16 protein-coding genes and 2 pseudogenes are annotated in these 21,663 nt (G+C 37.6%); 7 read left to right on the top strand and 11 right to left on the bottom strand.

Annotation, left to right across the window (positions count from 1 at the left end):
• Positions 1-262: 262 nt before the first annotated feature.
• Positions 263-1,066 carry a tyrosine-type recombinase/integrase gene (locus tag C4H12_RS06470; protein ID WP_106098184.1) on the bottom strand — a complete coding sequence of 268 codons (804 nt, stop codon included), beginning with the start codon at positions 1,064-1,066 and terminating at the stop codon, positions 263-265.
• 85 nt (positions 1,067-1,151) lie between these two features.
• On the opposite strand from C4H12_RS06470, the gene C4H12_RS06465 reads away from it, so the two are divergent.
• Complete coding sequence (locus C4H12_RS06465; protein WP_106098183.1) at positions 1,152-2,069, top strand: Eco57I restriction-modification methylase domain-containing protein; 918 nt, start codon at positions 1,152-1,154, stop codon at positions 2,067-2,069.
• Between the two features lie 42 nt (positions 2,070-2,111).
• Here C4H12_RS06465 and C4H12_RS06460 read toward each other — a convergent pair whose 3' ends face one another.
• Both C4H12_RS06460 and C4H12_RS06455 read right to left on the bottom strand, forming a co-directional pair.
• Positions 2,112-3,152, bottom strand: coding sequence for a YhcG family protein (locus C4H12_RS06460; protein WP_106098182.1), 1,041 nt, complete (start codon positions 3,150-3,152; stop codon positions 2,112-2,114).
• 98 nt (positions 3,153-3,250) lie between these two features.
• Positions 3,251-7,171: an Eco57I restriction-modification methylase domain-containing protein gene (locus tag C4H12_RS06455; RefSeq protein ID WP_106098181.1), complete on the bottom strand. Its 3,921-nt coding sequence runs from the start codon at positions 7,169-7,171 to the stop codon at positions 3,251-3,253.
• Positions 7,172-7,203: 32 nt separating this feature from the next.
• Here C4H12_RS06455 and C4H12_RS06450 point away from each other — a divergent pair, with 32 nt between their 5' ends.
• Positions 7,204-8,199 carry a restriction endonuclease subunit M gene (locus C4H12_RS06450; RefSeq protein ID WP_106098180.1) on the top strand — a complete coding sequence of 332 codons (996 nt, stop codon included), beginning with the start codon at positions 7,204-7,206 and terminating at the stop codon, positions 8,197-8,199.
• Between the two features lie 254 nt (positions 8,200-8,453).
• Here the strand turns inward: C4H12_RS06450 and C4H12_RS06445 are convergent.
• A pseudogene (locus C4H12_RS06445) lies at positions 8,454-9,275 on the bottom strand (IS1595 family transposase).
• 944 nt (positions 9,276-10,219) lie between these two features.
• Between C4H12_RS06445 and C4H12_RS13875 the strand changes: the two are divergent.
• Together C4H12_RS13875 and C4H12_RS13870 are read left to right on the top strand one after the other, a co-directional pair.
• A complete protein-coding gene (locus C4H12_RS13875; RefSeq protein ID WP_254424838.1) occupies positions 10,220-10,459 on the top strand; it encodes a hypothetical protein in 240 nt (79 codons plus the stop codon).
• 38 nt (positions 10,460-10,497) lie between these two features.
• Positions 10,498-10,890, top strand: a complete 393-nt coding sequence (locus C4H12_RS13870; protein WP_254424837.1) for a transposase — start codon at positions 10,498-10,500, stop codon at positions 10,888-10,890.
• Positions 10,891-10,904: 14 nt separating this feature from the next.
• On the opposite strand, the pseudogene C4H12_RS06430 reads toward C4H12_RS13870, so the two are convergent.
• Positions 10,905-11,282 (bottom strand): annotated as a pseudogene (locus C4H12_RS06430) (IS1595 family transposase); the annotation flags it as partial.
• Between the two features lie 198 nt (positions 11,283-11,480).
• On the opposite strand from C4H12_RS06430, the gene C4H12_RS06425 reads away from it, so the two are divergent.
• Both C4H12_RS06425 and C4H12_RS06420 read left to right on the top strand, forming a co-directional pair.
• Positions 11,481-12,335: a GyrI-like domain-containing protein gene (locus C4H12_RS06425; protein ID WP_106098179.1), complete on the top strand. Its 855-nt coding sequence runs from the start codon at positions 11,481-11,483 to the stop codon at positions 12,333-12,335.
• 11 nt (positions 12,336-12,346) lie between these two features.
• Positions 12,347-12,826 carry a hypothetical protein gene (locus tag C4H12_RS06420; protein ID WP_106098178.1) on the top strand — a complete coding sequence of 160 codons (480 nt, stop codon included), beginning with the start codon at positions 12,347-12,349 and terminating at the stop codon, positions 12,824-12,826.
• Positions 12,827-12,897: 71 nt separating this feature from the next.
• On the opposite strand, the gene C4H12_RS06415 is transcribed toward C4H12_RS06420, so the two are convergent.
• The 6 genes from C4H12_RS06415 to C4H12_RS06390 form a co-directional block, all read right to left on the bottom strand.
• Positions 12,898-14,211: a DUF389 domain-containing protein gene (locus tag C4H12_RS06415; RefSeq protein WP_106098177.1), complete on the bottom strand. Its 1,314-nt coding sequence runs from the start codon at positions 14,209-14,211 to the stop codon at positions 12,898-12,900.
• Between the two features lie 34 nt (positions 14,212-14,245).
• Positions 14,246-15,592 carry a UDP-N-acetylmuramate--L-alanine ligase gene (murC, locus tag C4H12_RS06410; RefSeq protein WP_106098176.1) on the bottom strand — a complete coding sequence of 449 codons (1,347 nt, stop codon included), beginning with the start codon at positions 15,590-15,592 and terminating at the stop codon, positions 14,246-14,248.
• Complete coding sequence (locus tag C4H12_RS06405) at positions 15,592-16,431, bottom strand: hypothetical protein (protein WP_106098175.1); 840 nt, start codon at positions 16,429-16,431, stop codon at positions 15,592-15,594. The genes murC and C4H12_RS06405 overlap by 1 nt, the downstream gene beginning before the upstream one ends.
• A gap of 7 nt (positions 16,432-16,438) precedes the next feature.
• The gene (murG, locus tag C4H12_RS06400; protein ID WP_106098174.1) at positions 16,439-17,530 is read right to left on the bottom strand and encodes an undecaprenyldiphospho-muramoylpentapeptide beta-N-acetylglucosaminyltransferase; all 1,092 of its coding nucleotides are present in this window, start codon (positions 17,528-17,530) and stop codon (positions 16,439-16,441) included.
• A gap of 13 nt (positions 17,531-17,543) precedes the next feature.
• Positions 17,544-18,758, bottom strand: a complete 1,215-nt coding sequence (locus tag C4H12_RS06395) for a metallophosphoesterase (protein WP_106098173.1) — start codon at positions 18,756-18,758, stop codon at positions 17,544-17,546.
• Between the two features lie 68 nt (positions 18,759-18,826).
• Entirely contained in the window at positions 18,827-19,549 is a 723-nt protein-coding gene (locus tag C4H12_RS06390; RefSeq protein ID WP_106098172.1) for a copper homeostasis protein CutC, read from the bottom strand.
• Between the two features lie 407 nt (positions 19,550-19,956).
• On the opposite strand from C4H12_RS06390, the gene pruA reads away from it, so the two are divergent.
• Positions 19,957-21,588: an L-glutamate gamma-semialdehyde dehydrogenase gene (gene pruA / locus C4H12_RS06385; RefSeq protein WP_106098171.1), complete on the top strand. Its 1,632-nt coding sequence runs from the start codon at positions 19,957-19,959 to the stop codon at positions 21,586-21,588.
• Positions 21,589-21,663 lie beyond the last annotated feature (75 nt).

Here is a 21,663-nt window from a genome sequence, read left to right as displayed (position 1 = left end):
TCATCCCCTTACTAAAATAAGAATAACTAATACGAAATAATTTTTGAGCCTATTCTAGTATACATTTTAGGTCTTTTTCAGGTGTCTTAATATTATTAATGTCCGGTAAATTTAAAAAATATACTAAAATAGATTTTCTTCTAATAGAAGAATCTTAATAATATATCTTTCTTCCTACAATTTTAGACTTTTACTCTTAGAGTAAAAACTTAGTTAACATAATGACTGTTAATATGTAAAAAGATAGGAAGTACAAAAAATATTACCAAGTGATAATCCTATCTACAATAGCTTGCTGTTCTGAAGCTGTTCGCCTTAGATAAATACGGGTAGTCTCAATACTTTCGTGCCCCATAAGGTCGGCAAGGAGAGAGATGTCGTTAAAAGCTTCCAAGAAGTTTTTAGCATATCTATGTCTGAATGAATGTGGGTAGACGACTTTAGGATTGAGACCATATCTTTCAGCAAAAAGTTTGAGTTTTTGTGCAATGCCACGTGTAGTGATACGTTCTCCTAATCGATTGACAAAAAGATAGCCTGAAGTTTTTTGCTTTTTTGTAAGCCATTTTATAGTCTCCTCACGTAACTGTAGCGGGATGAATAGGCGGCGCACTTTGCCTCCTTTAGTGTATAGATCGAAATAGCCAACTTTTACGTGTTCTACTTTTATTTGGATAAGCTCGCTTACCCTTGCTCCTGTAGCTGCCAAAAAGCGCACTACAAAATACCACATTGGGTTTTCTTCTTTTCGGAGTTGTTCTTTTAAAAAGAGGTAATCTGCCTGACTGATCACATTTTCTAAATAGGTGCGTTGCTGCACCTTTACTGATTTAAGTCGAAGTTTAGGCTTACCGATATGTTCCAAAAACTTATTCAGTGCTTGAATGCGCAAGTTCACCGTTTTAGGTTTAAAATGCTCGATAAGGTATGTTTTGTAGAGCAAAAGGTTTTTCTTGCTGAGGGATTTGTACTTACCGTAGAAATCGTTTACAGCATATAGATAGGCAGTGATGGTATTTTCTGCCATTTGGCTCTCTTTGAGAGCAGTTTCAAAGGTTGTAACCATATTGTTTGAATTTTATATTATAGTGGTTACAATATAAGAAAAACTTGTTATAGACGCTATTATAGGAAATCCACCCTATCAGGTAATGGACGGAGGGGCACAAGCTAGTGCAAAGCCTATTTATCAGTTGTTTATTCAACAAGCTATGAAACTCAATCCTAAATACATTAGTATGATTACCCCTAGTAGGTGGTTCGCTGGTGGCAAAGGGTTAGATGATTTTCGCAAAGCAATGCTTAAAGATAAACGAATAAAAGTAATACACGATTATCCGAATGCTTCAGAGGTATTTCCTTCAATAGAAATCAAAGGAGGTGTTAATTATTTTCTTTGGGATAAGGAATATAAAGGAGATTGTCTTATTCGTACTTATGAAAATGGAATCTGTGTGTCAGCCTTGAAGCGTCCTCTTAAAGAAAATAATGCAGATGTTTTTATCAGATATAATGAAGCTATTCCTATTCTGAGAAAAATACAATCTTTTAATGAAAAAAGTTTTAGTGAATTGATGAGTTCAGCAAAACCTTTTGGATTAAGAACCTATTTTAAAGGAGAAAGTGAACCGTTTGAAGGAGCTATTAAAATCTATGTGAATGGAGGAGTTGGATATATTAAGAAAGAAGGAGTTTTAAAAAATCAACATTGGATAAAAGAGCATAAAGTAATTGTTCCTTATGCTGTAGGAAGTGGCGACAGCAAGACTGATAAAGTTAATCCTATTTATGCTGAGCCTAATTCTTGCTGTACAGAAACCTACTTAGTAATAGGTCCTTTTGCTACTAAAAAACAGTGTGAGAATGTAATGCAATATATAGGGACTAAATTTCTACATTTCTGCTTAACTTTAAAGAAAAATACCCAACACTCAACCAAAGAGTTTTATCAATTTGTACCTCAACAAAACTTTGATGAGGAGTGGACAGATGAAAAACTATATAAAAAATATGGGCTTACCCCTGAAGAAATAGCCTATATTGAGAAAATGATAAGACCTATGGAATAGTAAAAAATAGCGTACAGCAAGGAGAGCTGTACGCTATTTATTCTAATCTAACAATCGTTTTTCAATTTCTTCAATACTAGGTAAAGATGATTGATAATCTTTTGAAAGTTCATCAAATAATTTATATGACGAAACTCCTATGGGGTTGTGTATATCTTCTAAAGTATATTCAGCTATTACATTATTTTTGTCTTTGCAGATTAACAGCCCAATAGTGGGGGCATCACCTTCGGTACGCAATTGTTTATTCACTGCTGTAACGTAAAATTTCAGTTGTCCTATATGTTCGGGCTTAAATTTTGTAGTTTTAAGTTCTACGACTACATAACAATGTAAATGAGCATTATAGAAAAGTAAATCAATATAAAAATCATCTCCACCTACGTTTATATGCACTTGTTTTCCATAGAAACAGAATCCTTTACCCAACTCTAACAGAAACTTTGTCATATTATCCTCTAAATACTGTTGGAGCTCTTTCTCGGTGTAATTTTCTGTTATCGACAGAAAATCAAAAATATAAGGGTCTTTTGTAAGTTCTTGAGCTAAATCAGACATAGCAGGAGGTAATTGATGTTGAAAGTTCGTAATTGCTTTACCTTGCCGAACATATAAGTTTAGTGCTATTTGATGCTCTAATACTGAACGACTCCAATGATTTTCTATCGTTTTATGTACATAGAAAAGAGCTTCCTGAGTATTCTTACAACGTTGCATAATCATTATATGATGCCCCCAAGGAATGCTGAATAAAGAAACTTCTAATTGGGAAACAACTTGTTTCCCAATTATATCTAACTGATTATAAAACAAATACCATTGTCGTATTGATTTTAAGTTTCTGTATGAAAAACCTTTTATTGTAGGAAATTCTTTACATAAATCAGCACTAAGAGTTTGCAAGAATCCATCTCCCCATTTAGCTTGTGCTTGTTTTTCTACAATATCTTTCCCTATTTGCCAATAAAGGCGTAACAACTCACTATTTACTTGAATAGCAGCTTTTATTTGGCTTTGTTGTATTTTCCCTTTCAGATCTTGTAACCAATCTTTGTAGTCGGTGATATTTATAATATCTTTCATAATATTTTCAGATACTGATATTTAGGTACAAAAATAGCAATAATTGATGAATTACCAAAAATAACGTACAGTTTCCCTCTCTATACTATTTTTAGTTTTTAAGCCATTGGCTTTATCATTCGTTCAATAAAAGCGATTTCATCTTCTGAAAGGTGATATTTAGTATAAAGTTGCTTATCAATTTCTTCAATGGTTTGCGACCAATTAATATCGCTTGAAGAAGTAAAATTTTGCAAAGGGATAGCTGAAAAGTTACTTCTTGAAAGCTGTTGGGTAGGCGTGAGCATAGCAATTAGACTGCGGACAAATTTAGTTTTAATGTAAGTAGTGAATTTAACAGCTTCTTGTTCTGTATCAAACACTTTTAATAACAAATAGGTTTCGGAACATACCACTTCGGGTGCTATTATTTCCAAAGTAGATATGATTTTCTTCTGTCCGTTTTTATCTGTTTCACCTGCGTGTTCTGCAGTAAGTCTTGAAATTATTACTTTCCATTTATCTATTAATTCTCGGTTAGTTGTTACTTTAGCTCTTTCAAAAAAAGCTATGCCGCCATTGTATCTTATCTTGATATCTCCTTTTTCCATACCTTTTTCAGTTGTAGGTAATCCAAAAGGCTTACGAGAATAGATGTTTAAAAACATTTTTGAAGTACTTTTCACTTTGTTAAGTATTGTCAGTTCTTCTATATGTCTTATAAAAACTCCTCCTGAATTAAGTTCTCGTTCACTTTTTACAGCAATGCCTTGATAGTGTGTGGTGATTGTACTAGTTCCTTTAAATAATTTATTCCAAAGAAAATAGCAAATTCCTCCGGCAATATCTACTGTAGGGAAGCAATCGTGTCCATCAATAAAATCGTGTAATGTTACTATTCTTTTATCAGTAATCATTGATTTGCGGAAGTCATTAAGTCCTTTTCCTCCGCTGTACCATTTAGCAGGCATAATCATTGAAATATATTCTGGTTTCAATGCCTTTGCTAATTCTACAAACTTGTTATATACAGGAACAGCACTTGCTCCAGCTCCTCCATCCATTACCTGATACGGTGGATTTCCTATAATAGCGTCTATCTTCATATATTCTTTATCGTTAAAATGCCAAAAGCGTTTGCCATCGTGTAGCATATTTACTACGCTTTCGGGCTGTTTACTAATGTTTTCTATAAGTTCAGGATAGTATTCTGCACGTACGGTAGTCTCTCTAAGGCCTGCCAATGTACGTTTAGTTATACTGCGTGCCATTGGGGTTTTGCACACTACTAATATATTCTCTTCAAGGGTTGCATCCCATAATTGCAAGGCTAATTGCCTACCTACTTCCTCTCTGTACTTTTTCTTAGCTTCTTCTATACGAGAGCGATAGATGTTATAAGCAGCATACAAAGGGTATAATCCACTCTTCGAGTTGATTTCCAAAATCACACTCTTAGGGGTAAATACCTCCTCTGTTACCCCTTGTTTGGTTACATAGCGCGGCACATCTAAGGGCTGCTCAAAATCCTCATCCATAAAACAATAGCCTCCTAAGCAATCCGACAGATGCCTATTCACTACCCGCCAAGGAGTAAGTACTGTTTCTTTATCAGGGTTGCGAAAAGTAGCAAAGATAGCCGCTATCCTACTAATGCGCTCCTCTATGGTAAACTTGTCAGCCATACGTGCCATTTCGCGTATACGCTTGCCTGCCTCACGAAAAATATCAGAGTCGTAATAACGCTTAAAACGCCTAAAAACTTCTTTGCTTACTCCACGTGGCATAAACTCCTCCCACGAGGTATCGTCTACAAGATGCTCAAAATTGTCAAGCGCAAGCTCTTTGTCCTCATCTTCTTTTATCTCAGCTCCATAAAGCAACAAAGGCATACGAATAGAAATACCCCGTAGAATAGCTATCGCTTCCCGCCGCTGACTGCCAAGGGCTTTAAGTTCTTCTAAGCGCGTTTGCTCTTCAGGGCTGAGGTCTTTTTTCTTCTTTTTCTCAAGCCGTTCTTTCTCAGCATATTGTTCGTTAGTAAGCCCCTGTTTATTGATGTCAATATCACCCGATTGTGGCATCGCTTTAGTCTTCCCTATAGCAGCCTTCAAGTCGCTAAAATCTTTGAGTTCTACTTCGGTAAGTTTAAGCAGTTCGTCATTGTAGAGAGCTCCATCTTCAAAACCACATTGCACTACTTTTTCTATTTGCGCTCTTTTCAGTTGCCCCAGCATTGTTTTTACATCATAAGGCTTCATTTGGCTACCTTCAATAGCTATTATAGGACAGAAGTTCAAAAAATCGCCTAATATTTTACGGTCTTCTTCAGTTTGTTTACCTGCTTTAGCCGATACTTTAGCACTTTCGGCAAGTACGCGCAAGGTGCGGTCAGGAGCAAAATCAAAAGCATAACAATCGGTTTTCATACGCCCGTTATGGGTGTAAGGTGTTTGCACGCGGAAGATTGTTTGCATATAACTCGCAGCTGAGGTACTATAAGCCCCTGCCATCATAAATACCCCTGTCCAAGGCTTGATACTCACCCCTGTGGTGAGGCGCCCACACGAAAGAGTAATAGTATAGCTTTGGTCAGAATCTTTGCCTATAGCTTTATTTACCAATTCCAAAGCATCTCTACTTTCTTCTTCTTCATCGCCATCGCCCGCTACATTAACTACTTTGAAAGTCCCAAATATAGGGTGATGCTGCAACTTAGTACTGAGGGCTTTAGCGGCTTTTACCCCTGGTAGTATCCAGAGCGTATGACGGAAAATCTTGCGAAAAGTATCATTAGCATAAGGGTAAAAACTCTCACTGTCGTCACAAAGTAAAGTTAAAAAGCGGTCAATATCCTTGTCGTGTACAAAAGTACCATCTTCTCGGGTACGGAAGAACTCATGGAAGTTAAACGCTTTTTCATCATCGCTATAGTCACTCATCAGCCTACCCAAATCGTAGGTGTAAATATGAATAGCAGGTAGTGCAGCATAAGGATTAGCATCTCCCAAGTGCGTAATTTCCCAATCTATCTTAGCTTTTTGCTCCATCACATAATCCCAAGTGAAGATTTCCTCTTCCTTGTGGTCATCAAGCAGATTAAAAGGAGTACCCGAAAGGCGCAATACTTTAGTGTCTGTACCTTTTAAGTGCGCGATTACGGATTGTCCTAATTCAGTTTGAGTGCCTTCGTGAGCCTCATCTACTATCAAAAAGTCCCAAGTAGTAGAGAACAGTTCGTTATTTTTATCAAATTTACCCCCTACTTCTTTAGAGCCCCGCATATCTTGCATAGAAGCAAAATACACATAATGGGTGCCTTTGTGAGTGAGTTTTTCTAATGAGGCAAATGTTTCTCCTTTGTCTTTAGAGCCATATTGATAATGAGGGCAATCATAGAAGATTTTTCCAAAATCCTCATACCAACCCGCATCTACTATTGGTCGGTGGGTTACGATAAGGGTGCGCTTCATTTGTAAGTCTTTAGCTACTTGCAGCGCACAGAGTGTTTTCCCAAAACGCATCTTAGCATTCCATAGCATCTGCGACCCTTTTTTAAACTGCTTTTCAGTACGTTCTATAGCTTCAGATTGTTCAGGGCGAAAAATAATAGGGTATTCAGTAGTACTAATATCCTCCGTTTTCAGACTTTTTCTACCTTGTTTTACGGCAGCAATAGCTTTTATAGCCGTAGCAAGGTCGCAACAGTACCATTCAGTAGCCCCTTTGAAAGCTTTTTTCTTTACTCCAGAGCGTTCTAATACAGAGTGAACCTCCTTATCATTAAAGAGACCTATCTTTCCCTCACGAGAAAATAGAGTGAGTTCAGTGTGTAACAATTGGTAACTAATACCAGCGGTCTGGGTATATTGCTTAATGCGGTTATGAGCGGCATTGTTTAGTTCTTTGCTATTAGCCTCGGGCAACCCATCACCGTTAAAAGTAGTTTCACCTATTTTTACGCAGTCGCTATGAGCTTCATCGGCAATGGTAAAGATATAAATCAAGCGAGGTTTTAGAGAAAGTTCAAATGTAGCCATATTAGGTATAATTTTTATTATAGGAACTACTAATGGCAAATAAAATTGATATAAGTGAAAATGAACTTTTTAAACAGTCTGAAGATGTTTTTGCGCTTTTACTAAAAGATCATACTACCCAAAAGAATATATTTTGGGCTACAGATAGTTATGCAACTAAAGGAGAAGGATATACTTATTTTGATGCCATTACTGTAGATCATATTACGGGAGAAAATGGCAATGTGATACGTCCCAGAGTTATCAAATCAAAAGGAGAACAAACAGAACGCACCAAAGGAATGGCAGAAGTGTTTACTCCCTCGTGGGTGTGCAATGCTCAAAATAATTTAGTAGACGAAGCGTGGTTTGGGCGTAAAAATGTTTTTAACGCTGAAGATACCGATAAACATACTTGGAAATCAGTAACAACTCCTATCAATTTTCCTGAAGGAAAAACGTGGAAAGATTACGTACGCGCTACCCGAATAGAGTTAAGTTGCGGAGAGGCACCATATTTGGCAAGTCGTTACGACACCACTACGGGAGTATTTATTCCTCTTGAACAACGCATTGGAATGTTAGACCGAAAGCTAAGGGTAATATCTGAAAATACTACCTCCTCAGGTGAATGGCTTGAAATGGCTCAAGAGGCTTATAAAAATATTTACGGATTTGAATGGCAAGGTGATAACCTTTTATTAGCTCGGGAAGCACTATTAGTTTCATTCATAGAGTATTACGAAGCTAAATTTGGTAAGCGCCCTTTAGAAAAATCTATTAAATACATTGCCTACATTATCTCTTGGAATTTATGGCAAATGGACGGACTCAAAGGGGTTGTACCTTGCAGCTGCCAACACAATGTAAAAGTAATAAAAGCTGATTTATTTGGAGAGAAAGAAGAAATTGCTGTTTGTTCGGGCTGCCAAAAGGAAATATTCAAAGAACACAATGGTATTTATTGCCTCATAAAAGATTGGGGCAATAAAGACCCTAAAACAGGTGAAAACAACCGAAAAATAAAATTTATTGATTTGATTAAATAATAAAAATTATAGGTGCAAAAGTAAGAATTAAATAATAGATAACCAAATTTAGCTAAATTCAATATTGAACTTTCACTTAACATACTCAGCTAAATATGTAGTAAAAGATAAACAAAATTCTATTATATCCCAAGTAGAAAAAAATCTATTAGAGGTATCTTGGGGCTTAACCGAAGGATTAATATTCTTTTAGAAAACTTATAACATCTGAAAAATGACAAAAAAAACAGAAAAAAATCTATTGAGGTGTCTATTTAGCTACATACTAATTGACTTTGGGAAACGGGAGAACGCTCTACAATTCTTTTCATTAATTTGTTAAAGATAGTCTCTTTGCTTTGTGAGCGATTGATTCTAAAACTGTATTCAGCTAAATATCGGTCTATATTAAACTCTGAAACCCAAGAATATATACCTCTTATCTAAGATTTTACTTGATGTATTACCTTATGTAATGTAGGAAAATTCTTTCCGTCATTACTCGGTTTTTGAGTTATATCAAAGTCTTTTATAGGTTTATATCCTTTCCACTGGTCAGTAGTAACTTGTGCTGTTTTACTAATATGTTTGTCAAATATTGTTCGTAATGATTTTGAGGAAAAATCAGGTATTTTTAGTGCGTAAAAGCGCTTTACTTTGCCTTGGGTCAGTAAGTTCCATTGCTCAAAGAACTTTCTTTTTCTTTGTGTCATAGCTTCTACTTTGTTTTCCTTCCTCTTTTCCTCCTATGGTAAATTCATCTAATGTGCAGTCTGACGACTAATATCATAACGGCGAGCAACTTGTGATGTTGATAGACTTTTTGTAGTTGTTGACATCTCAAAACATATATAAAATGCTTTGAGAAGTCCAAATTTTAGCTTGTGAAACAAAGTTCCAGCTGTAGGACTTTCTGTATCTGAACAGATATTGCAAGTACGTGAAAAATCTTTGCGAACTTGGTATTTTGTATGTCAACATTTGCGACAGCAATACCCTTTTTTCCATTTTATGGAAGCTAAGTATTCTTCGCAATCTAAGTCAGTTTTAAAGCGTTCAGTAAACTCTAAGAGGCTTTGTCCCTTAAATAATTCCATAATACATTAATTTTCAGAGTGCAAATATATGAAATTATTTTGATACCTCAAAATATTTTTTTTCAAATATTTGTGAATAATTATAAATTATTAACATCCTATAACTACCCTATATACGAAAATTATGTATATAGGGTGTATATAGGAGTTATATAGAGTGTAATTAACAAAATAGCATGAAAATGGGGGTTGAGAATTGTTTATATTTTTTATATTTAATTATTTTTTTATAAAACATCGTGTTGTATTTACAATAATGGTCAGAATAAATGATAATGTATATACAGTAGTTAAAAAATTCAATAATGATGCCAATATGATTAAAAAAAACAATAAAATGGGAGGTATATCTTTTAAATATTCGAGGGGGGAATGCCAAAAGTTAGATGAAAAATATAGATTATCTACTACACTATTTATAAGATATGCTTTTTGGGAGTAATTTGTAATCTCTTCATATTCTGCAATATAAGGTAAAGTATATATGTAGAATAAGAATAGCATAATAATGATTATTAATGTATAAAAATTAAAATCCCGTAGAATGATACATCCTAATTTGTTCTTCAATTTCATTTTCACTATAATAAATAAATGAATAAATACCTTTTAAAGCATAAATAATTACTTGAGCACAATAGAATAGTGTATATTCATCTATAGTTGCATGAAAAATTAGATTGCCTTTAGAGTCTCTATTGAAAGTTATCCCAACATTTTTTACATTGAAGCTGTTTAAACTTTTTCCTATAATAAAATAAAAGTTCCTGAAAATTAGTAATTTTGTGTTTGAGAAAAAAAGAACACCAAAATTCAGGAACTTTGGGCAAAGATACAATAAATAATTGGATTATTCCCTTTTTAAGTGTAGGAAAAAGAGGATTTAAAAGTAATTTTGATTTAGCTTCAATATTTTATTGATTCTCAAGAGATTAAAAACAGGAGTGCAATGGAGAGAACTTCCAATTGAGAGCTATTTTGAAAAAGGAGAAATCTCTTGGCAAAATGTCTATTACTACTTCAGTAAATGGAGTAAAGATGGTAGCTTTCAGCGAGTATGGTTGAATCTTTTAAGCAAGAAGAAAAGAAAGTTAGATATGTCTTGTCTTCAATTGGATGGTAGTCATATACGTTGTCGGCAAAAAGAAGAATCTACAGGCTATCAAGCAAGAAAAAAGCCGTAACTACAAATAGCATTTTTTTGTGTGATAATAAAGGGCAAATGATAGCAATGGGGAGTCCTAAAGCTGGAAATCACAATGACTTATATGAAATAGAAGAAGTACTAAAAGAAATCTTAGCTTTATTAGAAGAAGCAGGAATAGAACACAAAGGTCTATTTCTCAATGCTGATGCAGGATTTGATAGCAAATCTCTTAGAGAGTTTTTAGAAAGCAAAGGAATTATAGCAAATATTAAACCTAATCCCCGAAATGGAGAGCAACCAGATGTTTATTTTGATGAAGAATTGTACAAAAATAGGTTTAAAATTGAACAAGTAAATGGTTGGCTTGACGGATATAAAGGTTTGATAATGAGATATGAGTATCTTGATGTAACTTGGATTGGAATGCTCTTATTAGGGTTTATATCCAAGTTCCTCAAAAAAGTTTAAACACGTTTTTTGTGCGATTCACTGGATTTCATAGCTTCACGGACTTTTTGCATAAAATAATGTACAGTCTGACGACTAATTTCATAACGACGAGCAACTTGTAAGGCTTATAACCCTTTAGTTGTAGTTGTCATTTCAAAACATATAAAAAATGCTTTACGTAACCCAAATTTTAGTCTATGGAATAGTGTTCCAGCAGTAGGACTTTCTGTATCTCCACAGATATTACAGGTACGTGAAAAATCTTTGCGAACTTGGTATTTTTTATGACCACATTTGCGACAGCAATATCCATCTTCCCACTTTAAAGAAGCTAGATATTCTTCGCAATCTAAGTCTGTTTTAAAGCGTTCAGTAAACTCTAAGAGGCTTTGTCCTTTGAATAATTGCATAATACATTAATTTTCAGAGTGCAAATATATGAAAATACTTTGACACCTTAAAAAATATATTTTTTACTTAAAATGCAGAAAGAACACTTTTTACTTCCTACCCAACATTATCCTCCTCGTAATAAACTTAGCAAGTTAGGAAAAGCCTTTTTATCAAACTTGCCTTATCTTTGCACCGAAATTTAAAATAACTCCTATATGAAAAACATCACCCATAATGATTATACCCAGCGCATCAACAAGGTAGCAGAGTATATTAATAATCACCTGAACGACCCTATCGAAGTAAAAACTCTTGCTAACATAGCCAATCTATCTCACTATCATTTCAGTCGTATCTTTAAGGCACTTAAGGGAGAGTCGCCAGCAGCTTTTATAGCGCGTTTGCGTATTGAAACCGCCGTTCAGCTTCTCCGTTACTCCAGTCTTACGGTTGAAGAAATAGCCTTTAATATAGGCTATGAAACCCCAGCATCCCTTTCCAAAGCTTTTAAAAACCACTATAACATAACCCCCACCCAATACCGTACAAATAAAGATATCTATATTATGAAAAAAGAAATTATCAATCCCGATTTGGTGCTTAAAGCTCCTAAAATAGTTCAGTTAGAGCCAAAAAACCTCATTTATGTAGCTCTTACAGGAGCCTATGGCACGTTGGATTATAATGCAGCCTATCGGCAACTTTGGGCTGTAATTAAAGCCCAGAAACTATTTACCAAAGGCATCGAAACAATATGCATCTCGTACGACGACCCTAAGGTTACACAAGCTTCCCTACAACGCTCTGATGTATGTCTCGCTATACACAAACCAGCAGTACCCCAAGATAAAGTCAGTTGCAAGACCCTTACCGGTGGCAAATACGCTGTATTTTTCTACCAAGGCAGTTACACTATGCTCTCAGTGGTATGCGATGCTGCTATGCAATGGCTCTTGCAAAGTGAATACACCCTCCGCGACGAACCTATGTTTGAAAAATACCTTAACGACAGCCGTCGCACGCCCGAAGATAAGTTAAAAACCGAAATTTATATCCCTATTAATTCCTAAAACTAACACTTATGACTCTTACAAAAACAGAAAAAACTGTAGGCATTGCTTTGGCTATGGTCTTATTGTTGCTAACGCTTTCTGGCAGTGGCTACTTCTTTTTTACCCTTAAAGTGAACTGTATACAATGGCTTGCCTATAACGCTTGCTCTCCCAGTAGTTTGGTTTATTTAGGCTGCTTTCTTGCTTTTTTGCGTACCAAAAACACCTTTTGGCTACCCCTTGCTTTCCTGCCTATGTATTACTTCGGAACTATGGGGCTTTTCACCTTTACGTGGAGCGGAGCCAACATCTTCGCCCAACTTTCGCACATTACAATGACGCTGAACCTCCTTTGGGCAGGCTATATCCTCTACCGTACAGCCCATTATAAGGCTTTTGCAGAAGGCTTATTGTGTAGTATAGGGCTTTTTGTGCCCTATATCGCCTTTGTGATGTATTACTGCCGTACTCACGCTACCGAAATAGCCAACTTATTACAGATGAACTAACCCTAAATAACAGCAAACAAAAAAGGCTACCCCAGCGGGCAGCCTTTTTTCTTGTTAATTTGTTATTAGCTTTATTGGCGAATAAGCTTCACTTCTTTATCCTTGAATTTTTTAGAAAGCCATTGTTGTAGCTTCTCGGTATCTACTTCTTTTACTACCTCTTTTCCTTTAACAGTTTCTATCATAGGTTCATAAATCATTACAGTAGTAGTGTAGATAGAATCCTTTTTACTAAAATTATTCAGTTTTCCAAAATAAAACTCTTTGATATTAGGGAACAATACCTTTACTTCATTGGCAAAAGTAGGGTCAGAAGGCTTATATTGCTCTAACTCATCAGTAAGATGCTTAATTTTTACATCTTTATTGGAGAGTGTAGCCTTACTTTTGTTAATTTCAGTAAGTATTTCGTCGCTAATATCTGTCTCTTTTTGGCGAATAATCAGCTCAGTGTTATTAATCTTGAAGTTTTTAAGGTTACTTTGCAGTGTTTTAAGCTCTTCCTCACTGAATTTCTTATCCAAAAATGCCAATTCTATTTTTTTAGGCGAACTGTTATAGCGTATTTTCTTATAAATAATGGTATAACCACTATTTTCAAACTGGGCAGTAATGTAATGAGCTACATTTTCATTAAAAGTTTTTTCTTGAAATAAAGAGTACGCCAAATACAAACTGGGAGTTGTAATAAGTACCACCAACGAGCTGATTACATAGCGCAAACGCTTGTTTAGTTGTTCATTACCAGTGTTTTTAGGAGCATATTTTAGGTATTTGATGATTAGGAAAGTAGCAATACCAATAAAAAAGCAGTTGATACTATACAAGTAGAAAGCTCCTAAGAAGTAAGCAAAATTAGCAGTAGCCAGCCCAAAGCCAGCTGTACATAACGGAGGCATTAAAGCCGTAGCGATAGCCACCCCAGGTATAGGGTTCCCTCTATCTTGGCGAGTAAGTGAAATAGCCCCTACCAAGCCACCTACAAAGGCAATAAACACATCATAAATAGTAGGTGAGGTACGTGCCAACAACTCTGATTGTACATCTTTAAACGGACTTACATAGAAGTAAATAAAGGACACTAATAAGCTCACTATGGTAGCTATTAAGAGGCTTCTACCGGTTTTCTTCAGCAGGTCGAAATCATAAGTAGCAAGGGCAAAACCTGCCCCTACAATAGGACCCATTAGGGGCGAAATAAGCATTGCTCCTATAATTACAGCTGTTGAATTAACATTTAGCCCTATAGAAGCAATAAGGATAGCACAAGCCAGAATCCAAAGGTTGGCCCCTCTGAATGAAATATTGTTAAGTATATCCTCTATTACCTTTTCTTTCTTCTCCTCACCTTGATGTAAGTTGAATAGGTTTTTGAAAAAACTCATATTTTTATTTCTTAATTTTCTAATTTACTATCTGTTAATTTATTAAAGCTTCTTTAATATGATTCACTTCGGCACCTATATCGCCAGCACCTACTGCTAAGAGCAGTTTAGGACGTTTTTTTAGTAAGAAAGGAATTAAGGCTTCTTTGCTTACTAAAGTTTTCTGCTTAGCGGTAATCTTATCTAATAGCACTTGTGAAGTGATACCCTCAATAGGCAATTCGCGGGCTGGATAGATGTCCAACAGTATTACCTCATCAAACTGAGATAAGCTTTTAGCAAAATCATCCATAAAGTCGCGAGTGCGGGTAAAAAGGTGAGGCTGGAAAATAATTGTTTTGGGAGTGTCAGGATACATTTCGGCTACGGCTTGGTACAAAGCGCTAATTTCGGAAGGATGGTGTGCATAGTCATCAATGAAAACGAAATCCTTTTCTTTGATGATATAAGAAAATCGCCTTTTTACCCCTTTGAAAGTAGCTAAGTGAGGGAGAAGTGCCTCTGGAGCAAAACCAGCTTTTATAGCCACTGAAACTGCGGCTAAGGCATTAAGTAAGTTATGTCGGCCGGGCTTAACGAAAGTATAATCTTTGTAGATGCCCCCACTGTATTTAAAATCAAAGTGATATACGCCATTTTCTATACGTATGTTTTGGAAAGAGTAATCGGAATTGTCTTCTAAGCCATAAGTTTCGCCTGCAATATTTAAGCCATTACGCACTATAAGGCTACCCCCTGGTTTTATCTTAGCTGCAAACTGATGAAATCCTTCAATAAGATGTTGCTCATCACCATAAATATCAAGGTGATCGGCATCCATTGAGGTAATACAAGCTATATTAGGAGATAGGCGCAAGAAAGACCTGTCAAACTCATCGGCTTCGGCTACGGTGTACTCACTGCCTTTTAGCACTAAGTTGCTACCAAAATTTTCGGCTATTCCGCCTAAGAAAGCACTTACTGGAGCACCTGCTTCTACCAATATGTGAGCGAGAATACTAGTAGTAGTAGTTTTGCCGTGAGTACCAGCTATAGCCAAGCAGAAACTGTTTTGGGTAATAAGCCCTAATACTTCGGAGCGTTTTACTACCTCAAAGCCGTGCTGCTGAAAGTATACTAACTCACTATGTTCTTTAGGAATAGCAGGGGTATAAATAACCAAAGTAGTTTCTTTATCTTTAAATGGGGGAGCTATTTTGGCTACCTCATCGGTGAAGTGCACGCTGATGCCTTCTTTTTCTAACATTTCGGTAATTTCGGTAGGAGTACGGTCGTACCCTGCTACCAGCTTGCCATTGGTGTTAAAATATCGGGCAAGTGCAGACATTCCTATACCGCCTATACCTATAAAATAAACGTTTTGTATTTTTTCTAAGTTCATTATTTTTTTGAATCAATTAATTTTCCGTTGAGGTAATTACTTACTTTTGTTTCCTTAGTACTGCGGTCTTCGCAAGTTTTTTGGGTAATAACACCCTTATTATACAGTTCGCGGCAGTTACCTTTTTCGGTTATATAAAATTTTTCGGTAAGATTGCCTTCGGGGTCATACTTGGTAGTGGCTTTGCCATCAATTACTTCCAATTTGAGTTTGCCATTTTGGTAAAACTCACGAGTGATGTTTTTAATAGTATTCACCTCTTTGCTAGGGTTACCATTCTTATGGTAAGTAGTAACAATTTGGTCGGCACCTTCTTTTAAGTTGGTATGAATTTCTATTTTTTGAGCTACATTACCAGCATAGTCATACACTAAGCCCTCAATGATGTCGCCTTTGAAGATATTCTTTTTGCGCAATCTGCCTTCTTTGTTAAACAAGTGTATTTCTGAGAGTTTTCCATTATCAAAAAGGTAAGTAGAGGCAATATTACGGACTTTGTTAAGGAACTTACCTTCTCCTGTAAATTTGCCGCTATTACCTATTTCGAACTCAAAGCGTTGCTCATCATTATCAATTATGTAAGAGCCTTTTTGTAAAGCTACCTTGCGAATAATATATGCCTGACGTATCATATCGGCATTGATACTTGCTGAGTTACCAGACTTCATTAATCGTTGTAATTGTTGATACACTTCGTAATTGGTATATTCTTTTATTTCGACAATGCCTTTTTTAAAGGTATCACTTTTAGTATCGATAAAAACAGAAGGCTTTAGGGTAGTTTGTGAAAAGGCAGTAGCTACCCAACATATCATTATAAAAGTTATGTATTTTCTCATTCTTTTTCTATTTTTTGTGTTCTAATTCTTCAAATATCAAATCGACAATTTCTGTAGTAGCATTGGGTTGGGCAAGCGCTTTGATATGCTGTGAAAGGCTTTGCTGCTGGTTTTCATCGGCTATTAAAGAGCTAAAAGTATCGGCAAAGTGAGTGTCTAACTCTGTTTCACGTAGTAGGATAGCGGCTTGCTTATCGGCTATAGCTTTGGCATTTTTGGTTTGGTGGTCTTCGGCTACATTGGGTGATGGTATAAATATTACGGGTTTGCCTACCACGCATAGCTCACTTACTGAGCTAGCGCCTGCCCGTGAGATGATTACATCGGCGAGGGCAAAAGCCATTTCCATCTGATCAATAAATGCTAATACGCGTATATTTTCGCTATTGTACTTTTTGTACTCATCATAGTAGAGTTTGCCGCACTGCCATAGTACTTGCACCCCAAGCTGTTCAAACAAAGGTAGCTGAGCTTCTACCAGCTGATTGATACGCCTTGCTCCTAAACTACCTCCTAATACCAAGAGTGTTTTCTGCTGGCTATTAAGATGAAAATAAGAAAAGCCTTCATTGCGATGTTGTGCTATATTTAGCAAACCTTCGCGTATGGGGTTACCTGTTTTGACGATTTTCTCTTTAGGGAAAAAAGCCTCCATACCGTCATAAGCTACGCATATTTTCTTAGCTTTTTGGGCGAGCATCTTATTGGTGATGCCGGCATAGGAGTTTTGTTCTTGAATAAAAGTAGGGATACCCATTTGTCCTGCTACTTTCACTACAGCCCCGCTAGCAAAGCCTCCGGTACCTATTACTGCATCGGGTTTGAAGCGTTTAATAATCTGTCGGGATTTGAGCAGGCTATGGATAAACTTTAAAGGGAATAGCAAGTTTTGCCAAGTGAGCTTACGTTGGATACCGGAAATCCAGAGCCCTTGAATGGGGTAGCCAGCTTGGGGTACCTTTTGCATTTCCATACGGTCTTTGGCTCCTACGAATAGAATTTCGGCTTCGGGTGAGCGTCTTTTTATTTCGTTGGCAATGGCAATGGCGGGGAACATGTGTCCGCCAGTACCGCCACCAGAAATGATAATTTTTTTCATTTTTATTTAGGTTTTAGGTAGTTTTGAGTTCAATAACAGTGATTTCAGGCCATACGCCAAGTCGGCCAGGGAAGGCGTGATAACCGAATCCGCGATTCACGTTTAGGTATTTGCCATCTTCTTCATACATTCCGCCCCAATATTTATAGGCGTATTGAGAGGGGCTCCACTTTATCCACCCAGGTATTTCGATGCCGAACTGCATACCATGTGTATGTCCGCTAAGGGTGAGCTGGATATCTTTGTTTTCGGGCAGCACTACTGCTTCCCAGTGAGTAGGGTCGTGGCTCATTAGTATTTTGAAATCGGTATCGGTGATGCCCTCCATAGCTTTGTTCAGGTTGCCGTATTTGGAGAAGCGGCCTTTGCCCCAGTTTTCGACTCCTATGAGAGCGATTTTTTCGCCATTTCGTTCTAAAAAGCGATGTTCATTGAGTAGCAAATTCCATCCCATTTCTTTTTGAAGGGCAAAGAGCTTGTCTAAATTTTGTTGTTTTGCTTCGGGAGTTTCCCAAGAGGAATAATCGCCATAATCATGGTTACCCATTACAGAAAACACTCCGTGGGGGGCGTGTAGGGTAGCGAAGAGGCTTTTCCAATTATGTACTTCATCGGCTAAGTTATTGACTAAATCGCCGGTGAAGAGGATTACATCACTTTGTTGGGCATTAATGAGTTCGACTCCGTACCGTATTTTGTCGTAATTATCAAAGCTGCCGCAATGGATATCGGATATTTGGGTAATGCGGTAGCCATCGAACGCCTTGGGGAGGTTATCAAAGTAGAGGGTGTATTTCCATACTTTGTAGTTGTATTTGCCTTTAAAGATGCTATACAAAATTCCTGCCAAAGGGATAGCGGCTAGGCTCCAGCCTAATGTACTTACGAACTTACGGCGTGAAGGCATACGGGGTTGGCCATTGGTGGGCTTGCGGAAAGGAGCGCGGATAAGGCGCACTACATCTTCTAACAGCAGGGGTATGCTTACAAAGAGGCAGACAATAAGCCACGATAGCAAGCCGGCTACAGCGTATTGCTGAGGGGCACTCCATACTACCTTACCACGGTGAAACCAGTGGTACAAGAGGTGGGCTATTACGGCTGAAGCTGCTATCCAAAATACCCAGTGTACCCAACGGGGTGCTTTGAGTGCTTTTAGGCTTCGGCTGGCGTAGATAGTTAATAAAAAGTATACGGTAAAAATACCTGTAATAATGATGTAGACCATAGATGAAATTAGCAAATTAGAAAATTAGCAAATTGGCAAATTAGCAAATTAGCAGATTAGCAGATTAGTTAATTGGCAGATTGGATAATTTTCTTTATATTTTCGACTGATGAGATGGGGCGCTTGCTTTCGTCGAGGAAGGCTTCGGTTTTGAATGAGAAGGGTAGGGTAGTGCCCATATCTTCAAAGATAGTGCCTGAAAAATGTACATCGGTAAAGCCAGCGGCTTTTATCTGTTGTATGCTTTGTGGGTTGATACCTCCTCCAGGCATAATGGTAGGTTGCCCCTTGGCAATGTTATTGAGTTGTTTTAATAACTCAAGTCCTTCGATAGCTGATTTTTTGCCTCCTGAGGTGAGAATGCGATCAACACCTAAGCTTTTGAGTGTTTGGATAGCTGTGATAGGGCAGGGGGTGCAATCAAAGGCGCGGTGGTAGATGAACTCCATAGTGCCTGCGGCTTCTTTGAGGCGGGCAGTACGCTCCTGATCGATGGTATTGTCACGATGTAGTACGCCTGTAACTACGCCTTGGCAACCGAGTTCGCGACAGAGAAGGATATCACGTAGCATTACATCGAACTCTTCATCGGTATAGGTGAAGTTACCACTGCGTGGACGTATGAGTACACAGTTACCAATACTGAGTTCGTCCATTACTTTTTTTGTAAGTCCGTAGCTGGGGGTGATACCTCCTACGCCTAATTCACTACACAATTCAATACGGGTAGCGCCCGCTATTTGAGCATTTTTAGCCGACTCAAAAGAGCTGGCACATATTTCATAAATCATAATAATCGGTAATTTTTGGTGCAAAGATACAGAATAATTGACAAATAGCAATATTTTTTAGGATTTAGGGGGGAGGAGGGTGAAGTTTCTTCATTTTGCATTACATACTTGGTTGCGGTAGCTGAGCAACTATCCTTCGTTTATAGTTCGTTTATCCTTCGTTATTCGTTCGTTCAGCCTTGGGGATAGTTGGTAGGCAGTTGAGGGGTGGGGGGGAGCTTAACTATAGTAGGCTGGGGGTGGCGTGAGGAAGAAGGGTAGGGGAGTGGAGGGGTGGTGAGCCTTGGGAGGAGGTAAAATGTTTTGGCAAAATAAAAAACTTATTAAAAACTTGCAGATTCATTTTTTTGTCGTAATTTAGCCCCAAAATTTAAAACAGTTGTATCAACTAAAAACAAGCATTTACAATGGGAAAAGGATTTTTTAAGGTACCTAATGCTACCAATGAACCGGTAAAAAGCTATGCTCCTGGCACAGCTGAACGCACTGCGGTGCAAGCAGCCTATAAAGATTTATGGGCTACTGAAATTAATGCGCCTTTGTATATAGGTGGTAAGGCCGTGCGTACAGGCGATACTGCCGAAATGTACTGTCCGCACGATCATAAGCACTTGCTTGGGGTGTATCACAAAGCTAGTAGCGAGCATGTAAAGCAAGCTATAGAAGCGGCTTTGGAGGCTAAAAAACAATGGGCTGCCCTTGCGTGGGAAGAACGTGCGGCTATCTTTTTGAAGGCTGCTGACCTTATTGCGGGTCCGTACCGTGCCCGTATGAATGCTGCTACGATGATTGCGCAATCAAAAACGGTGCATCAGGCAGAGATAGATTCGGCTTGTGAGCTGATAGATTTTTTGCGTTTTAATGTGCAGTTTATGGCGGATATTTATGCTGACCAACCTAATTCAAGCGAGGGGGTATGGAACCGTGTGGAATATCGTCCGCTTGAGGGATTTGTGTATGCTGTGACTCCGTTTAACTTTACTGCTATATCGGGTAACTTACCTGCCAGCGCTGCCCTTATGGGTAATGTGGTGGTGTGGAAGCCAAGTACTTCGCAGATTTTTTCGGCTGAAATGATAGTGGAAGTGCTACAGAAAGCGGGATTACCTGCTGGGGTGATAAACGTAGTACACGGTGATGCGGCTATGATTACTGATACTATATTGGCGAGCAAAGATTTTGCTGGTATTCACTTTACGGGCTCGACTAATGTGTTTCAAGATATATGGAAGAAAATAGGTAATAATATTCATAACTACAGAACTTATCCTAAAATAGTAGGAGAAACTGGTGGTAAAGACTTTATTATTGCACACCCTACTGCTGATGCACAAGAGGTGGCAACAGCTATAAGCCGTGGTGCGTTTGAGTATCAGGGACAGAAGTGTAGTGCTGCTTCACGCGTGTACCTGCCAAAGAGTAAGGCTGATGAGATTTTGGCTTTGGTGAAGAAAGATGTACTATCATTCAAGATGGGTTCACCTGAGAACTTTGAGAACTTTATTACAGCTGTTATTCACGAGCATTCATTTGATAAATTGGCGCGCTATATAGACCAAGCGAAGAAGGATAAAGATGCTGAAATATTTGTAGGCGGTGGTTATGATAAGAGTAAAGGTTATTTTATTGAACCTACAGTAATTGTAACTACTAATCCTAAATACACTACTATGGAAACTGAGCTTTTTGGTCCGGTAGTAACTGTGTATGTGTATGAGGATGCGAAATGGATAGAGACATTGCATTTGGTAGATGAGACTTCGGACTATGCGCTTACAGGTGCTGTATTTGCTACCTGCCGTTATGCTGTGGATGAGGCAGTGAAGGTATTGGAGAATGCTGCGGGTAACTTCTATGTGAATGATAAACCTACGGGTGCTGTAGTAGGACAACAGCCTTTTGGTGGTGCTCGTGCATCAGGAACTAATGACAAGGCAGGGTCAGCCCAAAACTTATTACGCTGGGTATCGCCACGCCTTATTAAAGAGACTTTTGTGCCTCCTGTAGATTATAGATATCCTTTTTTAAATAAGAATTAAACAATAGATAAATTATACTTTGCCAAAGGTTATAGCAGAATAAGAGGCTATAAACTTTGGCAAAGTTAATGCTAA

This window comes from Capnocytophaga sp. oral taxon 878 (genome assembly GCF_002999135.1).
In the GTDB taxonomy this organism is placed as follows: Bacteria; Bacteroidota; Bacteroidia; order Flavobacteriales; family Flavobacteriaceae; genus Capnocytophaga.
This window is presented reverse-complemented; position numbering and strand designations above follow the sequence as displayed.